We start from the raw sequence: 14,799 nt of genomic DNA on the forward strand, positions 1-14,799 counted from the left end.
TGCACCATTGGGTAAAATGAAACATACTTTCTATTCAAAGATCAGACAAGCATTGACTAAGCTAAGTCTACGCAGTAGATTGCTCGTCCTTTTTATTTCTATTTTCATTATCTCGGTTTCCATAGTTGGCGCAGTTTCATATGTGAAAGCAAAAAATATGACGACGGAAACCATTGAAAACCGCTTACTTCGAGAAGCAGAGCTAATGGGTTATATAGCGGATAATTTAAAGTTTCTATATGTAAGTGATGAGACATATTTTCAACAGCAACTTGTGGCCAATATAAGGACACAGCAAGAAAAACTGTCTGATGAAGGGATCCAGTCAGACTTTTTTTACATAACAGACGGGAAAGCGACCCCCTTTGAAACAGGTGACCAAGGGCTTCATGCTGTACCGGATCAGATGATTTCCCAGATAACCAAAGAACAAAATGGCATTCTAAACGGACAAGTAAATGGGAAGGATTATACGTTTACTTTTCAAGAGATGGAGGAGATCAATGGTACCTATGTTATTGCAGTGCCTGTCGCTTCCTATATGGATCCTGTTCAGGAGATGGCTTATTCCACCATATTTGTAATAGCTATAAGTATAGCTATTAGCATACTACTGATCGTTTTGTTTGTTAGCAGTTTAACAAAACCGTTAATCGTATTGCGAAAAGCGATGAGACAGGTAAGGGAAGGGGACTTACAGCAAGCTGTTGCCATTGACACGACCTTACCGGAATTTATTTCTCTTAAAAAAAGCTATGACGCCATGATGGAGCAAATGGTACAGTTGCTACTCGATATACGAAAAACAACGTTACAGCTCCAAAAACACGGGAATGAATTACAGCAATCCTCTGAAGGGACGCTTGTCTCCAACCAGGAGTTAAACCAGGCAATTCACGTTGTGAAGGAAGGTGCAGAACAAACTGCTGCAAGTTCAGAGGTAAGCGCGGAAAACTTCCGAGAGATGAAACAACAAATGGAAGAAATGCTTGTCAATATGGACTCTGTCTTCAAAAGTTCTGATGACATGCACGCTTCTGCTGAGGCGGGTAACCAATCGATGTCTCAGCTAATTCAAACAGTACATAGCTTTGAAAAAGACTTTGCTCAATTGACGGAAACGGTACGACGGTTGCAAACGGACGCGAGGTCTATCAGTGACCTAGTTGGCTTGATTCAGGGTATTACAGAACAAACGAAGCTCTTGTCCCTAAATGCGTCGATTGAGGCTGCGCGTGCAGGTGAAGCAGGTAAAGGTTTTGCAGTGGTAGCAGAGGAGGTTGGGAAATTGGCGCAACAATCCTCACAAGCTGCCTCGCAGATTACTACTTCAATCCATAACATGGAAAGTATAACCAACCATGCAACGAGGGAGTTTGAACAAATGCTTCAAAAAACACATCACACACTGGAGATGTCAAACGGCTCACAAGTTTCCCTTGATACATTACTGAATGAAATCCATGATGTCGGCAGTAAATTAAGGGGAATGCAGAATGAATTAAGTGGAGTAAAAAAACAGTTACCTTCGCTGGAACAAATCGCAGCCGAGTTTTCCTCTGTATCACAGGAGACATTGGCAAGTGCGGAACAGATGCTAGGGAGCAGTGAACTGCAAGTACAATCTGTTAAGGCCACCCATGAAATAGGTTTAAAATTGAGTGCTACATCTGAATCCCTCTCTTCCAAAACAGAAAGATTTAAAATAGAATAAAAAAAACAACCAGGCAGCAGTCGTGCTATGCCTGGTTGTTTTTGAATTATTTCTTTGGTTCAGGTGCTTCCTGGTCATCATCATCTAAAAGCTCATTTGTGGATCGTTTAAATTCAGATAATGTTTTACCAAAAGCCGAGCCAATTTCCGGTAGTTTCTTTGGACCAAAAATAATGAGGGTAATGACCAAAATAATAATTAAACCTGGAATTCCTATATTTGATAACATCGCTCTCCCTACCTTCTTATAAGTATAGCTAGATTAGGCTAAAATACCGCCACTCTTCTGGTATTTAATAACCCCCTCAGCAGCCCGATATGCTAGCGCACCTACTGTATCAGTAGGATTGTATCCGCTGTTGTGCGGGAAAGAAGAGGCACCGACAACAAATAGGTTGTCCATATCCCACATTTGGGAGTAATTATTAACCGCAGAGGTGTTTGGATCGTCGCCCATGATCACTCCACCGGTATTATGGGTGGATTGATAGGTCGTAATATTGTACGGGCCAAGCTCTTTCATCGTATCAATTTTATCTGCGCCCATCTCTTTTAGAATTCCCTCTGCCTTTTTAGCGGTAAATTGTGCAAGATGGCGATCCTGGTCTTTGAAGTCATAGGTCATGCGGATGACAGGATCTCCAAAGGTGTCTTTATAAACGGGATCTAAATCAAGATAGTGCTGTTTAAATGGAAGGCTGGCGCCCATCGCGCTAACAGACAATGTTTTATTGATATATTTTAACGAATTTTGCTTGAATTCTTTCCCCCAAGTTGGTGATTCTTTTGGTATTGGGTTATTTTGAATTGGGCGTTGCCCAGTTTGGGTCAAGGCTAAATAACCTCCATGAAGGAAATCGACATCAGAGTGGTCAAAATTATCCCCATTAAAATCATCAATAACCATTCCTAGTGCGCCTGCCCCAGCAAAGTTGTTAAACTTTTCGTCTTCAAAATACCCAACTGCAGAGCCTTTAACAACTTGATAAGCATAGTTCTTTCCAACAACGCCTTTCCCTGTTGAAGGGTCATAAGGTTTTCCAATCTTAGAATTTAATAATAGTTTTACATTATTAAACACATAACTGGTTACCACGACAGTATCAGCTGGTTGTTCAATTTCTTCTCCTGTTGTCACATCCGTGTATCTAACTCCTGTTGCTTTTCCATCCTTATGTAGGATTCTTCTAACCCAAGAATGTGTCCGTAAGTCAAACTTTCCTGTCTGTTTTGCAACAGGGATGACGGTTACGACAGGGTCTGCTTTCGCTCCGTACTCACAACCAAACCGTTCACAAAAAGCACAATACTGACATGCAGCCCGCGAAATGCCATCCGGATTTTCATACGCCTCTGAAAGATTAGCCGATGGTACCGTATAAGGATGGTACTTTAATTTTTCTGTTGCTTTTTTAAACATCCTCATTTGAGGAGAATGCTTCATAGGAGGGGTTGGATACTTGTCTGAGCGTTTGCCGCCAAGAGGGTTTTCTTCTCCCGAAATACCTGCCATTTTTTCAAACTTATCATAATATGGCTCAAGTTCATCATATGTGATGCCCCAATCCTGGAGAGTCATATCTGCAGGTATTTTATTTTTACCATATCGTTCAATGGTTTTACTGCGGATCTCAAAGTCATATGGAAGAAAGCGAAATGTTTGCCCGTTCCAGTGAACGCCTGCCCCTCCTAAACCATCCCCGAGTAAAAAGGAACCATATTGTCTCATTGGGAGGGCACGTATTTTTTCATTCCCTCTGAATGTAAGGGTATCTTTAGATAAGTCTTGCATTAATTCATAGCGTAATGCGTAACGTAGCTCATCATGAACCATATAGTAGTCCTCTGTCTCACGCTCTCGGCCTTTTTCTAAGCCGACTACATTTAATCCCTGCTTCGTTAGCTCTGAGGCGATAATTCCACCAGCCCAGCCAACTCCTACAATTACAACATCTGTTTTTGGTAGTGTTTTAACCATCTTCTAACATACTTCCTTTCTTGTGCATTGGTTGCTTCTATTTCATGCTTGCCATTGCTACTTCGACTCTATTTACATATGGTCGCGAAGACTATTAGGAGGAATCTCTTTAAATTCACCTTCAATAATATCTGTGTAATTCATTTGGTTACCTGGATAGTCCCGCATTTTCCAACCATCCATATCCTTATTACCACCATAAAGGGGATCACTGTAAACGCCTTCTAATGTCATCGAACGCATTAATTGAAAAAAGTTTCCAGGTGAAATAGTTGTGATATTCACTTTTTCGTCTGCAAAATCAGTTAACACCTTATCTTGGTCTTCCTCGGAAAGTTCTGTGAATCCTGTATCATAGTTTTGGTGGCTATAATTTTGCATCTCTCTAATTCCGATTCTGTAAATCTCTCTGCGATTTAATCTTCCTTGATAGCCCTGTTCTTTTTCACCGTGGAAAAACGGTGGTTGCATGTAATCACGAGCATTAAAGCCGTAGGCGCCAGCTAATTGGTGATCAATGTAATATGCCACTCCAAGTTCCCGAGCTCCTGGCCCATTATCATCTTGTGGGAAGATGCGTTCTGTCGCAGCTTCAATGGTACGAAACTCTGCTTGGTTGAAATACATTAATGCTTGATTGAAATTTTTTGTTTCTTCCTGTTGTTGCTGAGTATCTTCTGCCGTATCTGCGTTCCAAGGGATAACACTCCCAAGTACCCCACCAACTGCAAGGCCGCCAACCGCAATCCCTGAATTACGTAGGAACTTTCTCCTGGATAGGTTCTCCTTTTCAGCTTGGTTATTATTCTTTTCTTCTGACATTGTTTTTACCTCCCTGCATATTGCTTGGGATTATTATGTCACCATAAATAACCATTCATGCATTTTTTTTAGTTGGGTATACTATCCCGTGAATAAGGAATGGAGGGTATTGAAAATGAAAATAGGTAAAATGAGTTTGCTAATTATGATGACAACAGGCCTATTGGCGGCTTGTACAGAAGGGGACAATGCAGAGGAAAGTACCGAACAACCCAATATGGAGGAAGTGGGTTATTCACATGAGAATATGAATGATCCAGATATTATTCCAGGAGTATCACGTGATAAGAAGGATACAACAAATAATAGCGGCAGTACCTATAGTGGAATGGGGCAAAACCTTTACAGTACAATTGGTACTTCTGGCGTGCATGAAGGTGGCATATCTTCTTATTTTGAATCAATTCTTGAAGGGGAAGGGATTACAGGAGTAAAAGTATTTGTAGTGGATGATTCAGTGATTCTTGCAAGAAACAAAGCGGAAAATACAAGCCATGAATATGACACAATGCAGCGTAATCTATTAAGTAATACAGAAGGAATGTCAGGGAAAGGTGAGCCTGATGGAGCGGGCAATGGAGCACAAATTGATGATAATTTAAGTCAAGCTATGAAGAAAATGGATGAGATGTTTAATGGGAATGTTAAGGTGTTGACCGTAACAAATCCAGAATCAGCTGATTTAATTGAAGGGATTAAAGAAAAAATAATGGATTCGTCATACGAAGAAGCTTCAAGTGATCTACTAGAATTACTAAACATGACAGAGTAAAGACTTATTGCATGGCACTACGGGAAGTTGTTGCCTAGTTTTGAGCACGCGTAGCTAAATGAAACAAAAGCGAAGGGCCTCGGTTTTCAGGGAACGCCGATTAAGTACAACCCGTCTTAAGTCAACGTCGGTATGACCCAAGTCCTCCGGGTCTACTTATAAACCTACAAGAAACCCTCTGCCTGGTCTAGACAGAGGGTTGTTTATATCGTTCAAGGGAAGAACAATGTATCGAGATTTTCTAACCAAAGCGCCCGGAAATATAATCTTCCGTTCTGCTGTCGGCTGGTTTTGTAAAAATGGTGTCCGTTTGGTCAAACTCAACCACTTCACCATTTAAAAAGAAGGCAGTTCTATCGGAAATACGTGCTGCCTGTTGCATATTGTGGGTCACGATAATGATAGAGTAATCTTTCTTTAATTCCTGCACAAGTTCTTCAATGCGGAGCGTTGATTTTGGATCGAGTGCTGAAGTAGGTTCGTCCATTAGAATAACATCAGGTTCGATGGCAAGACAGCGTGCGATACAGAGACGTTGTTGTTGGCCACCTGACAATCCATAGGCATTTTCTTTAAGTCTGTCTTTTACTTCTTCCCAAATAGAGGCTCCGCGAAGACTTTTTTCCACGATTTCGTCTAGAATTTTTTTGTTGCGAATTCCATGAATCTTAGGGCCGTAAGCGACGTTGTCATAGATAGATTTAGGGAATGGGTTTGGTTTTTGAAATACCATTCCTACCCGTGTGCGCAAATCTTCTACTTTAAACTTTTTGTCTAGAATACTCATGCCATTATAAGTGATCGATCCCGTGGTACGTACGGTTGGGACAAGCTCTACCATGCGATTAAGTGTTTTAATATACGTTGATTTTCCACAACCTGAAGGTCCGATAATCGCCGTAACCTCTTTTTCATAAATCGATAAGTTTATATCCTTTAAAGCGTGGGTCTCCCCATACCATAAGTTCAAATCTTTTGTATCGTAAACAACATTTTTATTTGGAAAAGTCTCTTCAGTATAATTGGTGAAGATAGGCTTGCTTGCAGTTTTAAGACTCATTAGAATACCTCCTTATATTTGCGCCAGAACGTTTGTTGACTAGTATCTTTGCTGAAATTTATTACGGATAATGACGGCAATCGAATTCAGGATAAAAAGCATGACCAGTAATACAACGATGGTTGCTGCTGCTAGGTTTGCATACTCTGATACAAGGGATGAATCAATTGTCCAGTAATAAATTTGCATCGGCATGATCGTAAAGGTGTCGAAAATGCCCCCAGGAAATGGTATCAACAATGCTGGTATTCCGATTACAGTAAGTGGAGCAGTTTCTCCAATTGCTCGTGATAAAGCGAGTATGGAACCTGTTAAGATCCCAGGGAGTGAAGCTGGCAGGACGATGTTTTTAACAGTCTGCCATTTTGTAGCGCCCATTCCGAAAGATGCCTCGCTTAGGTGTTGTGGAACAGCACGTATTGCTTCTTGGGAAGCTACGATTACGATAGGTAGGACGAGGAGAGATAAGGTAAGCCCTCCTGCAAGCACAACATTCCCTAAATCCATAGCTCTAACAAAAACAGTTAGCCCTAGTAAACCGTAAACAATTGATGGGACACCAGCTAAGTTAGCAATGTTTGTTTGAATAATAGCTTGGAATTTTCCTTTTGGAGCATATAATTCCAAATAAATAGCTGTGGCAACACCAAGAATTAGTGTAACTGGTATGACAACAATCATTAGCCAAAGTGTGCCTAGTATAGCACCCATAATACCAGCTCTGTCGGCGCTAGTCGAAAGCTTTCCTGTAATGAAATCCATATCAATCCAAGCAAGTCCCTGTGTTAGAACACGAATGATTAGGATGGCTAGAACGACGATTCCAAACATGGTTGCAAGAGCGAATAACGTCTTAAATATATTGTTTTTTACTAATCTGCGGTTCATTTTACTCTGAACTTGTTCCTGGTTTATATATTTCATTTTAATATTCCTCCCTAAACTTACGAGAGATGTATCTTGCCAGTAAGTTCATAATTAGGGTGAAGACAAAAAGTGTCATGGCAACAGCATAAAGGCTGTAATATATAGTCGATCCAGCAGGGGCTTCACCACCGGAGACTTCAACAATGTATGCAGTCATGGTTTGCATAGATTGTGTAACATCAAAAGTGAAGTTCTTTGAGCTACCACTTGCAATCGTAACAATCATTGTTTCACCAATTGCGCGGGATATCCCAAGAACGAAGGATGCGATAATTCCTGACAATGCTGCTGGTATAACAACACGGAAGGTTGTTTCCAACTTGGTTGCGCCAAGTGCTAATGCGCCCTCGCGCATCGCATTGGGTACAGAAGTCATGGCATCTTCAGAAAGGGAGGCGATCATCGGAATAATCATAACTCCCATTACAATTCCTGGACTTAGAATGTTTGTTGCTTCCAGTGTAGGAATAATCTTTTCTAGCACAGGGGTTACAAAGGTGAAAGCAAAGAATCCATAAACAATCGTAGGTATTCCTGCTAGCACTTCAAGTATAGGTTTTAAAACTCTTCTAACTTTGTCGGTTGCATACTCACTCAGGTAAACAGCGGTCATAATACCTATTGGACCAGCTACGAGCATCGCGATCACGGAAGATATAATCGTACCGTTTATTAAAGGTAATACTCCGAACTCAGGGTTTTGGCTTAGTGGCTTTAAAACTGTCCCGGTAAAGAACTCAGTAAAGGGTACCGCTTTGAAAAATGATATTGTTTCAGTTAGCAGGGTATATACAATGCCTATTGTAGTTAAAATCGAGATGGCTGCGAATAGAAACAGAAGTCCAGGAATCATTCTCTCTGTATAGTTGGACATATTGCGTTTCTGTTTCTTCTCGTCTATTAAATGCCGAATAGAACTTTCCTTATTCAAATCCCCGTTAGGTGTCATGGGATCGCGATCCCCCTTTCAATTTCCAGATACGTAATGATGTTACTTGTTCTCTTTATAAATTTAATTAAAAGTCACAATAAGATGAGAGCATTGGAAGCTCTCATCTTAAAATGAGTATGTTTAAGTGCGTGTTCAAAAAGGAGGATATAAAGGACCAAGAAGTTCGAGGCGGCGTAGCTTTGAGTACCGGAACGTATGCAATTAATACGTGAGGAACGAAAAAGCAAGCCAACGAAGAAATTCGATGTGTCATTTTTACCGGACTTTTTGAACAACCTTTTTAAGTTTTAATGAACATTTTATTTAAGTGCTTCTAGTTCTTCAATAAGTGTTTGAGCTTCATCCTCAGGAATAGGGGCGAAGCCTGTTTCGCCAGCGAATTCGTTGACATTGTTCATTACATATAGTGCATAATCAAGAACTTGTGGTTTTTCTTTTGCTTGGTTTACATTTAGGTAAGTAAACACTGGACGTGTGAAATCTGCATAGTCGCCATCTTCGGCAATTGTATCAAGTGAAGGTTCTACAGCGCCGTTACCGAAGTCCACGTTTACTGCTTGTAATGAATCTTGGTTGTTAGTATAGTAACCAAACCCGAAGAATCCGATAGCGTTTGGATCATCTGCTACTAATGTAACAAGTGTTGAATATTCTTGTTGTAGGTTGATATCACTTACTAGATCTTGTTCTTCAAGAATAGTTTCATAGAAGAACTCATAAGTTCCGTGATTTTCGTTAGGCCCTACAGGATTGATTTCTTCATCTGGCCATTCAGGATTAATATCAGACCAAGTTTCTACCCCGCCATCAGCAAGGAAAATACTCTTAATTTCTTCTGGAGTCATTTCAGTAGCCCAGTCATTGTCAGGGTGGATAACAACTGTTAACCCATCCAATGCGACTTTAAGCTCTTTTGTTTCAATCCCAAGCTCGTCCGCTTTGGCTTGTTCTTCATCTTTAATTTGACGGGAAGCATCATTGAAATCTGTTCCGTCTTCTACAAGGAATTTTTCAAAGCCAGCGCTTGTACCTGCGCGGCTAACTTCAACTGATACGCCTTCTTGTTCAGTTGTCATATATTCTTCAGCAAGTCGTGACATTAGAGGGTAAACCGTACCTGAACCGTCAATTACGACATTTCCTTCTAATTCTGCAGAGTCGCCTTCTGCGCTTGCCTCTTCTGAAGATCCGCTTTCAGATCCACTGCTTGTTTCGGAACCACTCTCATCCTCTGAGTCTGATCCACAAGCTGCTACAATTACAGCTAGACCTGCGATAAGCAGAATCATTAAAAACCTTTTGAAATTCATATAAATTGTCCTCCCCTTCATGCACTAATTAATTTTTGAAAGATTTTCTCTCTCAACTGCTAGTATAGTAGGGGAATGTTAAGTGAGTATGATCAGAATGTAAAGGTTTTGTAAATTAGGTAAAAAGTCCTCAGTAGATTAATAACGCTTGATGTTATAAGCGAATGAGAAGAACATGAGGTTGCATAGTGTGTATAATGGGGTTGCTACTAATTATGAACGCGCTAGTAAAAGGACATAAAGAATAGGAGAGCTAATCATGAAATTAATCGCAACAGACTTGGACGGAACACTATTAAACGCAAAAGGGCAGGTAAGCTTAGAAAATGCTAGAGCAATGAGAAGGGCTTTAGATCTAGGTATAAAGATAGTTGTGGCCACGGGAAGGTCCTACGGGGCTGCAAGAAAGCCTTTAAAAGAAGTAGATTTAATTGCTCCAGTAATTTGCTTGAATGGAGCTAATACATATTCGGAAAAGATGGAACTCTTAAGAGAAGCACCATTAGATAAGTCTACAGCACGAGAGGTACAATTGCGCTGTGAACAAGAGGGCATTTATATTGAACTCTTTACAAGCGATGGAGTCTATTCAACTAGTAGAGAAAAGTTTATACAAGTCATGATAGACATATTGCAGACAGCAAATCCTGATATGTCAGAGGAAGATATACGGAAAGATGCAGAGAAACGTTTTCAGAATGAGGACGTTCATTTTATTGAAAGTCACGACGAGCTGTTTGAACGAGAGTCTTTACAAATCCATAAAATACTCGCCTTTTCACTGGATAATAAAAAGCTCAAAGATCTGCATTCAATATTTGATTCTAATCCTGGTTTGGCAATCACTTCTTCAGGTGAAGTCAATCTTGAATTTAATCATCCAGACGCACAGAAAGGGATAGCTTTAGAAGAATTAGCAAAAAATATGGGGATTGAGATGAAAGATGTTATGACATTAGGGGATAACTTTAATGATGTGAGTATGCTCAAAATGGCTGGGCGTGGCGTTGCAATGGGAAACGCCGTTGAAGAAATTAAGGCACTATGTCAATATACAACTAAATCAAACGATGAACATGGTGTGGCATATGCAATTGAAGAGATGTTAAAAGAGTTGTAATGCAAGCTATGTATTAATGAGAGGTGTGGTGAACTGTGCAACCTTCCTATGTTACGAGTAAAGAAGCGGTAAGACGATTTCTTCTTGAAACGCAATACCTACTACCTGAAGAGGATCGGAAAATTTCTGTGATACAAATGATTCGAAACTTGGAGTGTGTGCAGCTCGACCCTGTAGCCTCAGTCGAGCGCAATCAACACCTTGTTCTTATGGCACGCGTTCCCGACTATCAACCGGATATGCTTCATCAACTACTCACTAAAGGGGATCTGTTTGAATACTGGGCAAATGCTGCATGTACGATACCTGTAGAAGATTACCCTGTATTTAAAGCGGTACGTTCTCGTTTACGGAAGCTGGTTCAGCCTGAACTTGAAAAGCTTTCACCTATAGTCCGACATATTCTAGACAGGCTAAAGGATGAGGGGGAGCTACCATCCCGTGCCTTTCGATCAGACGAGCGGGTCCATGGTGGCTGGGACACGGCCCAACCTAAAACAAAGATAACCTCTCGGGCATTAAATTTGTTGCTTGATGCAGGAATCATCCGTGTCGTTCGCAGAGAGGGATCAGAGAGATATTTTCACCTAACGGAAGAGAGTCTGCCACAATGGTTATTGAACCAAGCTGATAAAATAGAGGTAGAAGAGGCAGAGCGCGCATTGCTAGCAAAATATATTCGAGCGTATCGTGTGATAGATGCGCGTGATCCCCGGTTTGGCTGGCAAAAGCTTAAAGCAATGGAACGAAAACAAGCCATGGAGACGATGGTAGCTAGTGGGGAGGCCATTCGACTTACAATAGAAGGAATAAAAACAACGTACTACATATTAGCTGAAGATTTGGACCGACTCAAAAGACATGAAAGGACACCTAATCCGTTTTCCATTGAGCATGATGATGTGCGTTTTTTGCCACCATTAGATAATTTGCTTTGGCGACGTGACCGACTTGTGGACCTATTTGATTTTACCTACCGGTGGGAGATCTATATCCCAAAGGAAAAACGGCAATACGGTTACTATGCCATGCCAATCCTTATTGGAGATCAGCTTGTTGGAAGAATGGACCCTGGTCTTGACAGGAGTTCCAATCAGCTGCATATTCGCCAGCTCAAGCTAGAACCAACTATAAAGGTAACAAAAGAGCTTCATGGTAACATTTGGCAAGGGTTGGAGAGGTTCGCTGCAGCCCACTGCGCAAAAGGGATTACGTTAAATAAGAATATGTGCGACATTTAATGTGTTTAAAAGGGGGCCAAACGCTTCTATTCAACTCAAATCACATGTGATAGACTAGTAAAAATAAAGTGAAACTTCAATCAGTGGAGGGGTGTTCTTTCCCCACTGATTGTTAGTTGAATGAATCGGGGTGTTAGTGCCTGTTTACTCCCACTTCATGTTTTTTGAAGGGAGTCTTACGGACGGTTGCACCGGGATAAAAAAAGGGGAAGGGGATAGAGATGGCTGACAAGGAAGCATTAGACAGGGCTACAGGAAGCACCGAAGTAAAACAACTAGATTTCCGTTTGGGGGCTTTTGGAGCAGCGGTACCTTTATTGTTCTTTGTAATATGGGCGATTACTACTAGCGTGCTTCAACTTTCATCGGAAATTGGCCTTGTTCTTGGTGCAGTAATAGGATTAACATTAGGATTATTATTATCAAAAAGTAAATGGGAAGACTACGCGCAGGGGATGTTTGATGGGCTTGCCCAACCAATCGGTGTGATTGCAATGGTGGCCTGGTTTTATGCAGGGATGTTTGCCCAAATCTTACAAGTCGGAGGATTAGTTGAAGGACTTGTTTGGATCGGGGCAGTTACTGGTTTGACAGGGGGCCTGTTTGTTGCATTAACCTTCTTGCTTGCCGCTACCTTTTCTACGGCAGTTGGGACAGGCTATGGAACAACCGTAGCATTTTGTACGCTAATGTATCCAGCTGGAATAGCGGTGGAAGCAGATCCGGTTATGCTGTTTGCAGCAATCCTTGCTGGAGCAGTATTTGGAGATAACTTAGCACCAGTGTCGGATACGACAATCGTGTCTGCCACGACGCAGGAGGCTGATGTCCCAGGGGTTGTACGTAGTCGTTTCAAATATGCTATTGGAGCAGCAATCCCTACCATTATATTGTTTGCCTTGTTTGGTGGAGGTGAAAATGCAACTGCGGATCAAGCTGCTATTGGGGCCATGATGGATCAGACTAATCCGAGCGGACTTTTAATGCTAATTCCATTTGCACTTGTATTAATTCTGGCCCTATCCGGCCAACACTTGATTACATCCTTAACATGGGGGATTATTCTAGCTATTCCACTAATTTGGGTATTGAAGTTAGGAACAATAAGTCAAATTATTTCATTTAATCCGGACTCAGACAATGTTGTAGAAGGTGCTTTAATTGAAGGGATTTCCGGTTATGTAAATATGGCAATCCTCATCTTGCTTATTGTCGCAGCTGCCCATTTATTAAAATTGGGCGGAACAATGCAGGTGATCACAAAAGGACTTGTGAAGTGGATTGGGAAATCTGTCCGAAAAGCTGAACTCTCCATGTGGGGAATTGTAGCGATGATGAATAGTGCGATTACCATTAATACAGCTGCTGAGATAGCCGCAGCACCATTTGTTAAAGAACTTGGTGAAAAATACCGTATTCACCGATACAGAAGAGCAAATATGCTAGATGCTGTTACCTCTGCATTGGGATACATTTTCCCATGGGGTGCACCTGTTCTTTTAGGTTGGACTACAATTCAGACGATGAAGGAAAAATATGAGTGGCTTCCTGTTGTGTCTCCAACAGAAGTTTTCCCGTTTGTCTTCCAGGGTTGGTTCCTTGTGATCGTTATGCTAATCGCTGCCTTAACAGGATGGGGATTGTGTTATGAAGGGAAAAATGGGGAAGAAGTAAAAGAAAGACCATCAGAATAACTTTAAAAAGGGATGGGGCCGGGACGAAAGTGTTTTAGTGAAAAGAAAATCCGAACTATGATTTTTATCATTTAGTTCGGATTTTCTGTTGCTTGAAAAAAATGGCATTCTAATCAGCGTAGGAAAATGCGAAGACTCCGACGGGAAGAAAGGCCTAGGTGAGACCCCGAAGTGCGTAGCACGAGGTGGCTCACCAGCCGCCCGTGGAAAGCGAAGTGTTTTTCCGGAGCGGTAATTAGAGATCCATTCATGAAAGGGTGATTGTATGAAACCGGATATTGCGTATAGGCAGCCGAAGTCTATTTTAAATAAAGGAAACGGTTATCTCTCTGGCTATAGCCATTCGCTTAATCCATATGCGGGCTGTACCTTTGGCTGTTCATTTTGCTATGTTCGGAAGTTGCCTGTTTCTTTATTCAAAGGAAAAGAGTGGGGAACATGGGTAGATGTGAAACAAGAGGCAGAGAAGGTTTTAACAAAAGAACTGATAAGGGAAAAGAAAAAGGGAGAAGTGACTATTTTTATGTCTTCTAGTACGGACCCATATCAGCCAGTGGAACGTAAAGAGCGAGTCACAAGATTTTTACTAGAAACGATGGTAGAGAATCAGCCGGATTTTCTTTTCGTGCAAACGAGAAGCCCGTTGGTCAGACGTGATATAGATATATTAAAACAATTTGGAGACAAGGTACGGGTCAGTATGACAATTGAGACAGATGATGAAGCTGTCCGCCAACATTTTACCCCTCAAGCCCCTAGCATATCCTCAAGGTTAAAAGCATTAGAAGATTTGAAGAAACATGGTATACGGACCCAAGCAGCAATTGCCCCTGTTTTGCCAAGTACAGAAAAATTCCCCTCTCTTTTAAATGGTATAGCGGACCGAGTATGTATTGATGATTTTTACATGGGAGATGGTAGTGGTGGTAAGCGGACAGAACGATTAGGGATCTTTGACTTATTTGATGACATCGATAAAAAGAATTGGACTGTGGATACCGCGTACAGGATAGTGGAAAACAGAATGTATGAAGTATTTGATAATGAAGATGTCTTAATTAGTCAGGAGGGATTTGCCCCATATTAAACAATCGGCAGATTTATCCCGGTGCAAATCCGTAAGACTCCCACTTCAAAACATGTAGTGAAACCGTGGTGTTTAAGTGGGAGTAAACGGACGCTAACACCCCGATTCGTTTAACTAACAAT

General features: G+C 41.3%; 13 protein-coding genes. 6 read left to right on the forward strand and 7 right to left on the reverse strand.

Features of this window, described 5'->3' with window-relative positions:
- Nucleotides 1-16 precede the first annotated feature (16 nt).
- Nucleotides 17-1,714, forward strand: coding sequence for a methyl-accepting chemotaxis protein (locus K3T81_RS01195; RefSeq protein WP_238017955.1), 1,698 nt, complete (start codon nucleotides 17-19; stop codon nucleotides 1,712-1,714).
- A 46-nt stretch (nucleotides 1,715-1,760) separates the two neighbouring features.
- On the opposite strand, the gene tatA is transcribed toward K3T81_RS01195, so the two are convergent.
- The 3 genes from tatA to K3T81_RS01210 form a co-directional block, all read right to left on the reverse strand.
- Nucleotides 1,761-1,943 (reverse strand): twin-arginine translocase TatA/TatE family subunit, encoded by a 183-nt coding sequence (gene tatA / locus K3T81_RS01200; protein WP_106898196.1) that lies wholly within the window; start codon nucleotides 1,941-1,943, stop codon nucleotides 1,761-1,763.
- A gap of 33 nt (nucleotides 1,944-1,976) precedes the next feature.
- Nucleotides 1,977-3,692, reverse strand: coding sequence for a GMC family oxidoreductase (locus K3T81_RS01205; RefSeq protein WP_238017665.1), 1,716 nt, complete (start codon nucleotides 3,690-3,692; stop codon nucleotides 1,977-1,979).
- Nucleotides 3,693-3,764: 72 nt separating this feature from the next.
- Nucleotides 3,765-4,514: a gluconate 2-dehydrogenase subunit 3 family protein gene (locus tag K3T81_RS01210; RefSeq protein WP_238017667.1), complete on the reverse strand. Its 750-nt coding sequence runs from the start codon at nucleotides 4,512-4,514 to the stop codon at nucleotides 3,765-3,767.
- Between the two features lie 115 nt (nucleotides 4,515-4,629).
- Here K3T81_RS01210 and K3T81_RS01215 point away from each other — a divergent pair, with 115 nt between their 5' ends.
- Entirely contained in the window at nucleotides 4,630-5,286 is a 657-nt protein-coding gene (locus tag K3T81_RS01215; protein WP_106898193.1) for a hypothetical protein, read from the forward strand.
- Between the two features lie 241 nt (nucleotides 5,287-5,527).
- Here K3T81_RS01215 and pstB read toward each other — a convergent pair whose 3' ends face one another.
- The 4 genes from pstB to K3T81_RS01235 form a co-directional block, all read right to left on the reverse strand.
- Nucleotides 5,528-6,346: a phosphate ABC transporter ATP-binding protein PstB gene (pstB, locus tag K3T81_RS01220; protein WP_106898192.1), complete on the reverse strand. Its 819-nt coding sequence runs from the start codon at nucleotides 6,344-6,346 to the stop codon at nucleotides 5,528-5,530.
- Between the two features lie 39 nt (nucleotides 6,347-6,385).
- Nucleotides 6,386-7,270, reverse strand: coding sequence for a phosphate ABC transporter permease PstA (gene pstA / locus K3T81_RS01225; RefSeq protein ID WP_106898191.1), 885 nt, complete (start codon nucleotides 7,268-7,270; stop codon nucleotides 6,386-6,388).
- A 1-nt stretch (nucleotide 7,271) separates the two neighbouring features.
- Nucleotides 7,272-8,222 carry a phosphate ABC transporter permease subunit PstC gene (pstC, locus tag K3T81_RS01230; protein ID WP_036577754.1) on the reverse strand — a complete coding sequence of 317 codons (951 nt, stop codon included), beginning with the start codon at nucleotides 8,220-8,222 and terminating at the stop codon, nucleotides 7,272-7,274.
- Between the two features lie 302 nt (nucleotides 8,223-8,524).
- The gene (locus K3T81_RS01235; RefSeq protein WP_238017669.1) at nucleotides 8,525-9,535 is read right to left on the reverse strand and encodes a PstS family phosphate ABC transporter substrate-binding protein; all 1,011 of its coding nucleotides are present in this window, start codon (nucleotides 9,533-9,535) and stop codon (nucleotides 8,525-8,527) included.
- A 259-nt stretch (nucleotides 9,536-9,794) separates the two neighbouring features.
- On the opposite strand from K3T81_RS01235, the gene K3T81_RS01240 reads away from it, so the two are divergent.
- From K3T81_RS01240 to K3T81_RS01255, 4 genes are all read left to right on the forward strand, one after another.
- The gene (locus K3T81_RS01240) at nucleotides 9,795-10,655 is read left to right on the forward strand and encodes a Cof-type HAD-IIB family hydrolase (RefSeq protein WP_238017671.1); all 861 of its coding nucleotides are present in this window, start codon (nucleotides 9,795-9,797) and stop codon (nucleotides 10,653-10,655) included.
- Nucleotides 10,656-10,690: 35 nt separating this feature from the next.
- Nucleotides 10,691-11,896: a winged helix-turn-helix domain-containing protein gene (locus tag K3T81_RS01245; RefSeq protein ID WP_238017673.1), complete on the forward strand. Its 1,206-nt coding sequence runs from the start codon at nucleotides 10,691-10,693 to the stop codon at nucleotides 11,894-11,896.
- A 221-nt stretch (nucleotides 11,897-12,117) separates the two neighbouring features.
- Nucleotides 12,118-13,590, forward strand: coding sequence for a Na+/H+ antiporter NhaC family protein (locus K3T81_RS01250; protein ID WP_238017675.1), 1,473 nt, complete (start codon nucleotides 12,118-12,120; stop codon nucleotides 13,588-13,590).
- Nucleotides 13,591-13,855: 265 nt separating this feature from the next.
- On the forward strand, nucleotides 13,856-14,677 hold the full coding sequence (locus K3T81_RS01255) for an SPL family radical SAM protein (RefSeq protein WP_106898187.1): 822 nt from the start codon (nucleotides 13,856-13,858) through the stop codon (nucleotides 14,675-14,677).
- Nucleotides 14,678-14,799: the final 122 nt, after the last annotated feature.

Source organism: Oceanobacillus jordanicus (assembly GCF_022095695.1).
Taxonomy (GTDB): Bacteria; Bacillota; Bacilli; order Bacillales; family Amphibacillaceae; genus Oceanobacillus_B; species Oceanobacillus_B jordanicus.

Excerpts from the sequence above, each read along its gene's own strand:
- K3T81_RS01195 (WP_238017955.1), top strand. The coding sequence starts at position 17 with ATGAAACATACTTTCTATTCAAAGATCAGACAAGCATTGACTAAGCTA.
- tatA (WP_106898196.1), bottom strand. The coding sequence starts at position 1,943 with ATGTTATCAAATATAGGAATTCCAGGTTTAATTATTATTTTGGTCATT.
- K3T81_RS01205 (WP_238017665.1), bottom strand. The coding sequence starts at position 3,692 with ATGGTTAAAACACTACCAAAAACAGATGTTGTAATTGTAGGAGTTGGC.
- K3T81_RS01210 (WP_238017667.1), bottom strand. The coding sequence starts at position 4,514 with ATGTCAGAAGAAAAGAATAATAACCAAGCTGAAAAGGAGAACCTATCC.
- K3T81_RS01215 (WP_106898193.1), top strand. The coding sequence starts at position 4,630 with ATGAAAATAGGTAAAATGAGTTTGCTAATTATGATGACAACAGGCCTA.
- pstB (WP_106898192.1), bottom strand. The coding sequence starts at position 6,346 with ATGAGTCTTAAAACTGCAAGCAAGCCTATCTTCACCAATTATACTGAA.
- pstA (WP_106898191.1), bottom strand. The coding sequence starts at position 7,270 with ATGAAATATATAAACCAGGAACAAGTTCAGAGTAAAATGAACCGCAGA.
- pstC (WP_036577754.1), bottom strand. The coding sequence starts at position 8,222 with ATGACACCTAACGGGGATTTGAATAAGGAAAGTTCTATTCGGCATTTA.
- K3T81_RS01235 (WP_238017669.1), bottom strand. The coding sequence starts at position 9,535 with ATGAATTTCAAAAGGTTTTTAATGATTCTGCTTATCGCAGGTCTAGCT.
- K3T81_RS01240 (WP_238017671.1), top strand. The coding sequence starts at position 9,795 with ATGAAATTAATCGCAACAGACTTGGACGGAACACTATTAAACGCAAAA.
- K3T81_RS01250 (WP_238017675.1), top strand. The coding sequence starts at position 12,118 with ATGGCTGACAAGGAAGCATTAGACAGGGCTACAGGAAGCACCGAAGTA.
- K3T81_RS01255 (WP_106898187.1), top strand. The coding sequence starts at position 13,856 with ATGAAACCGGATATTGCGTATAGGCAGCCGAAGTCTATTTTAAATAAA.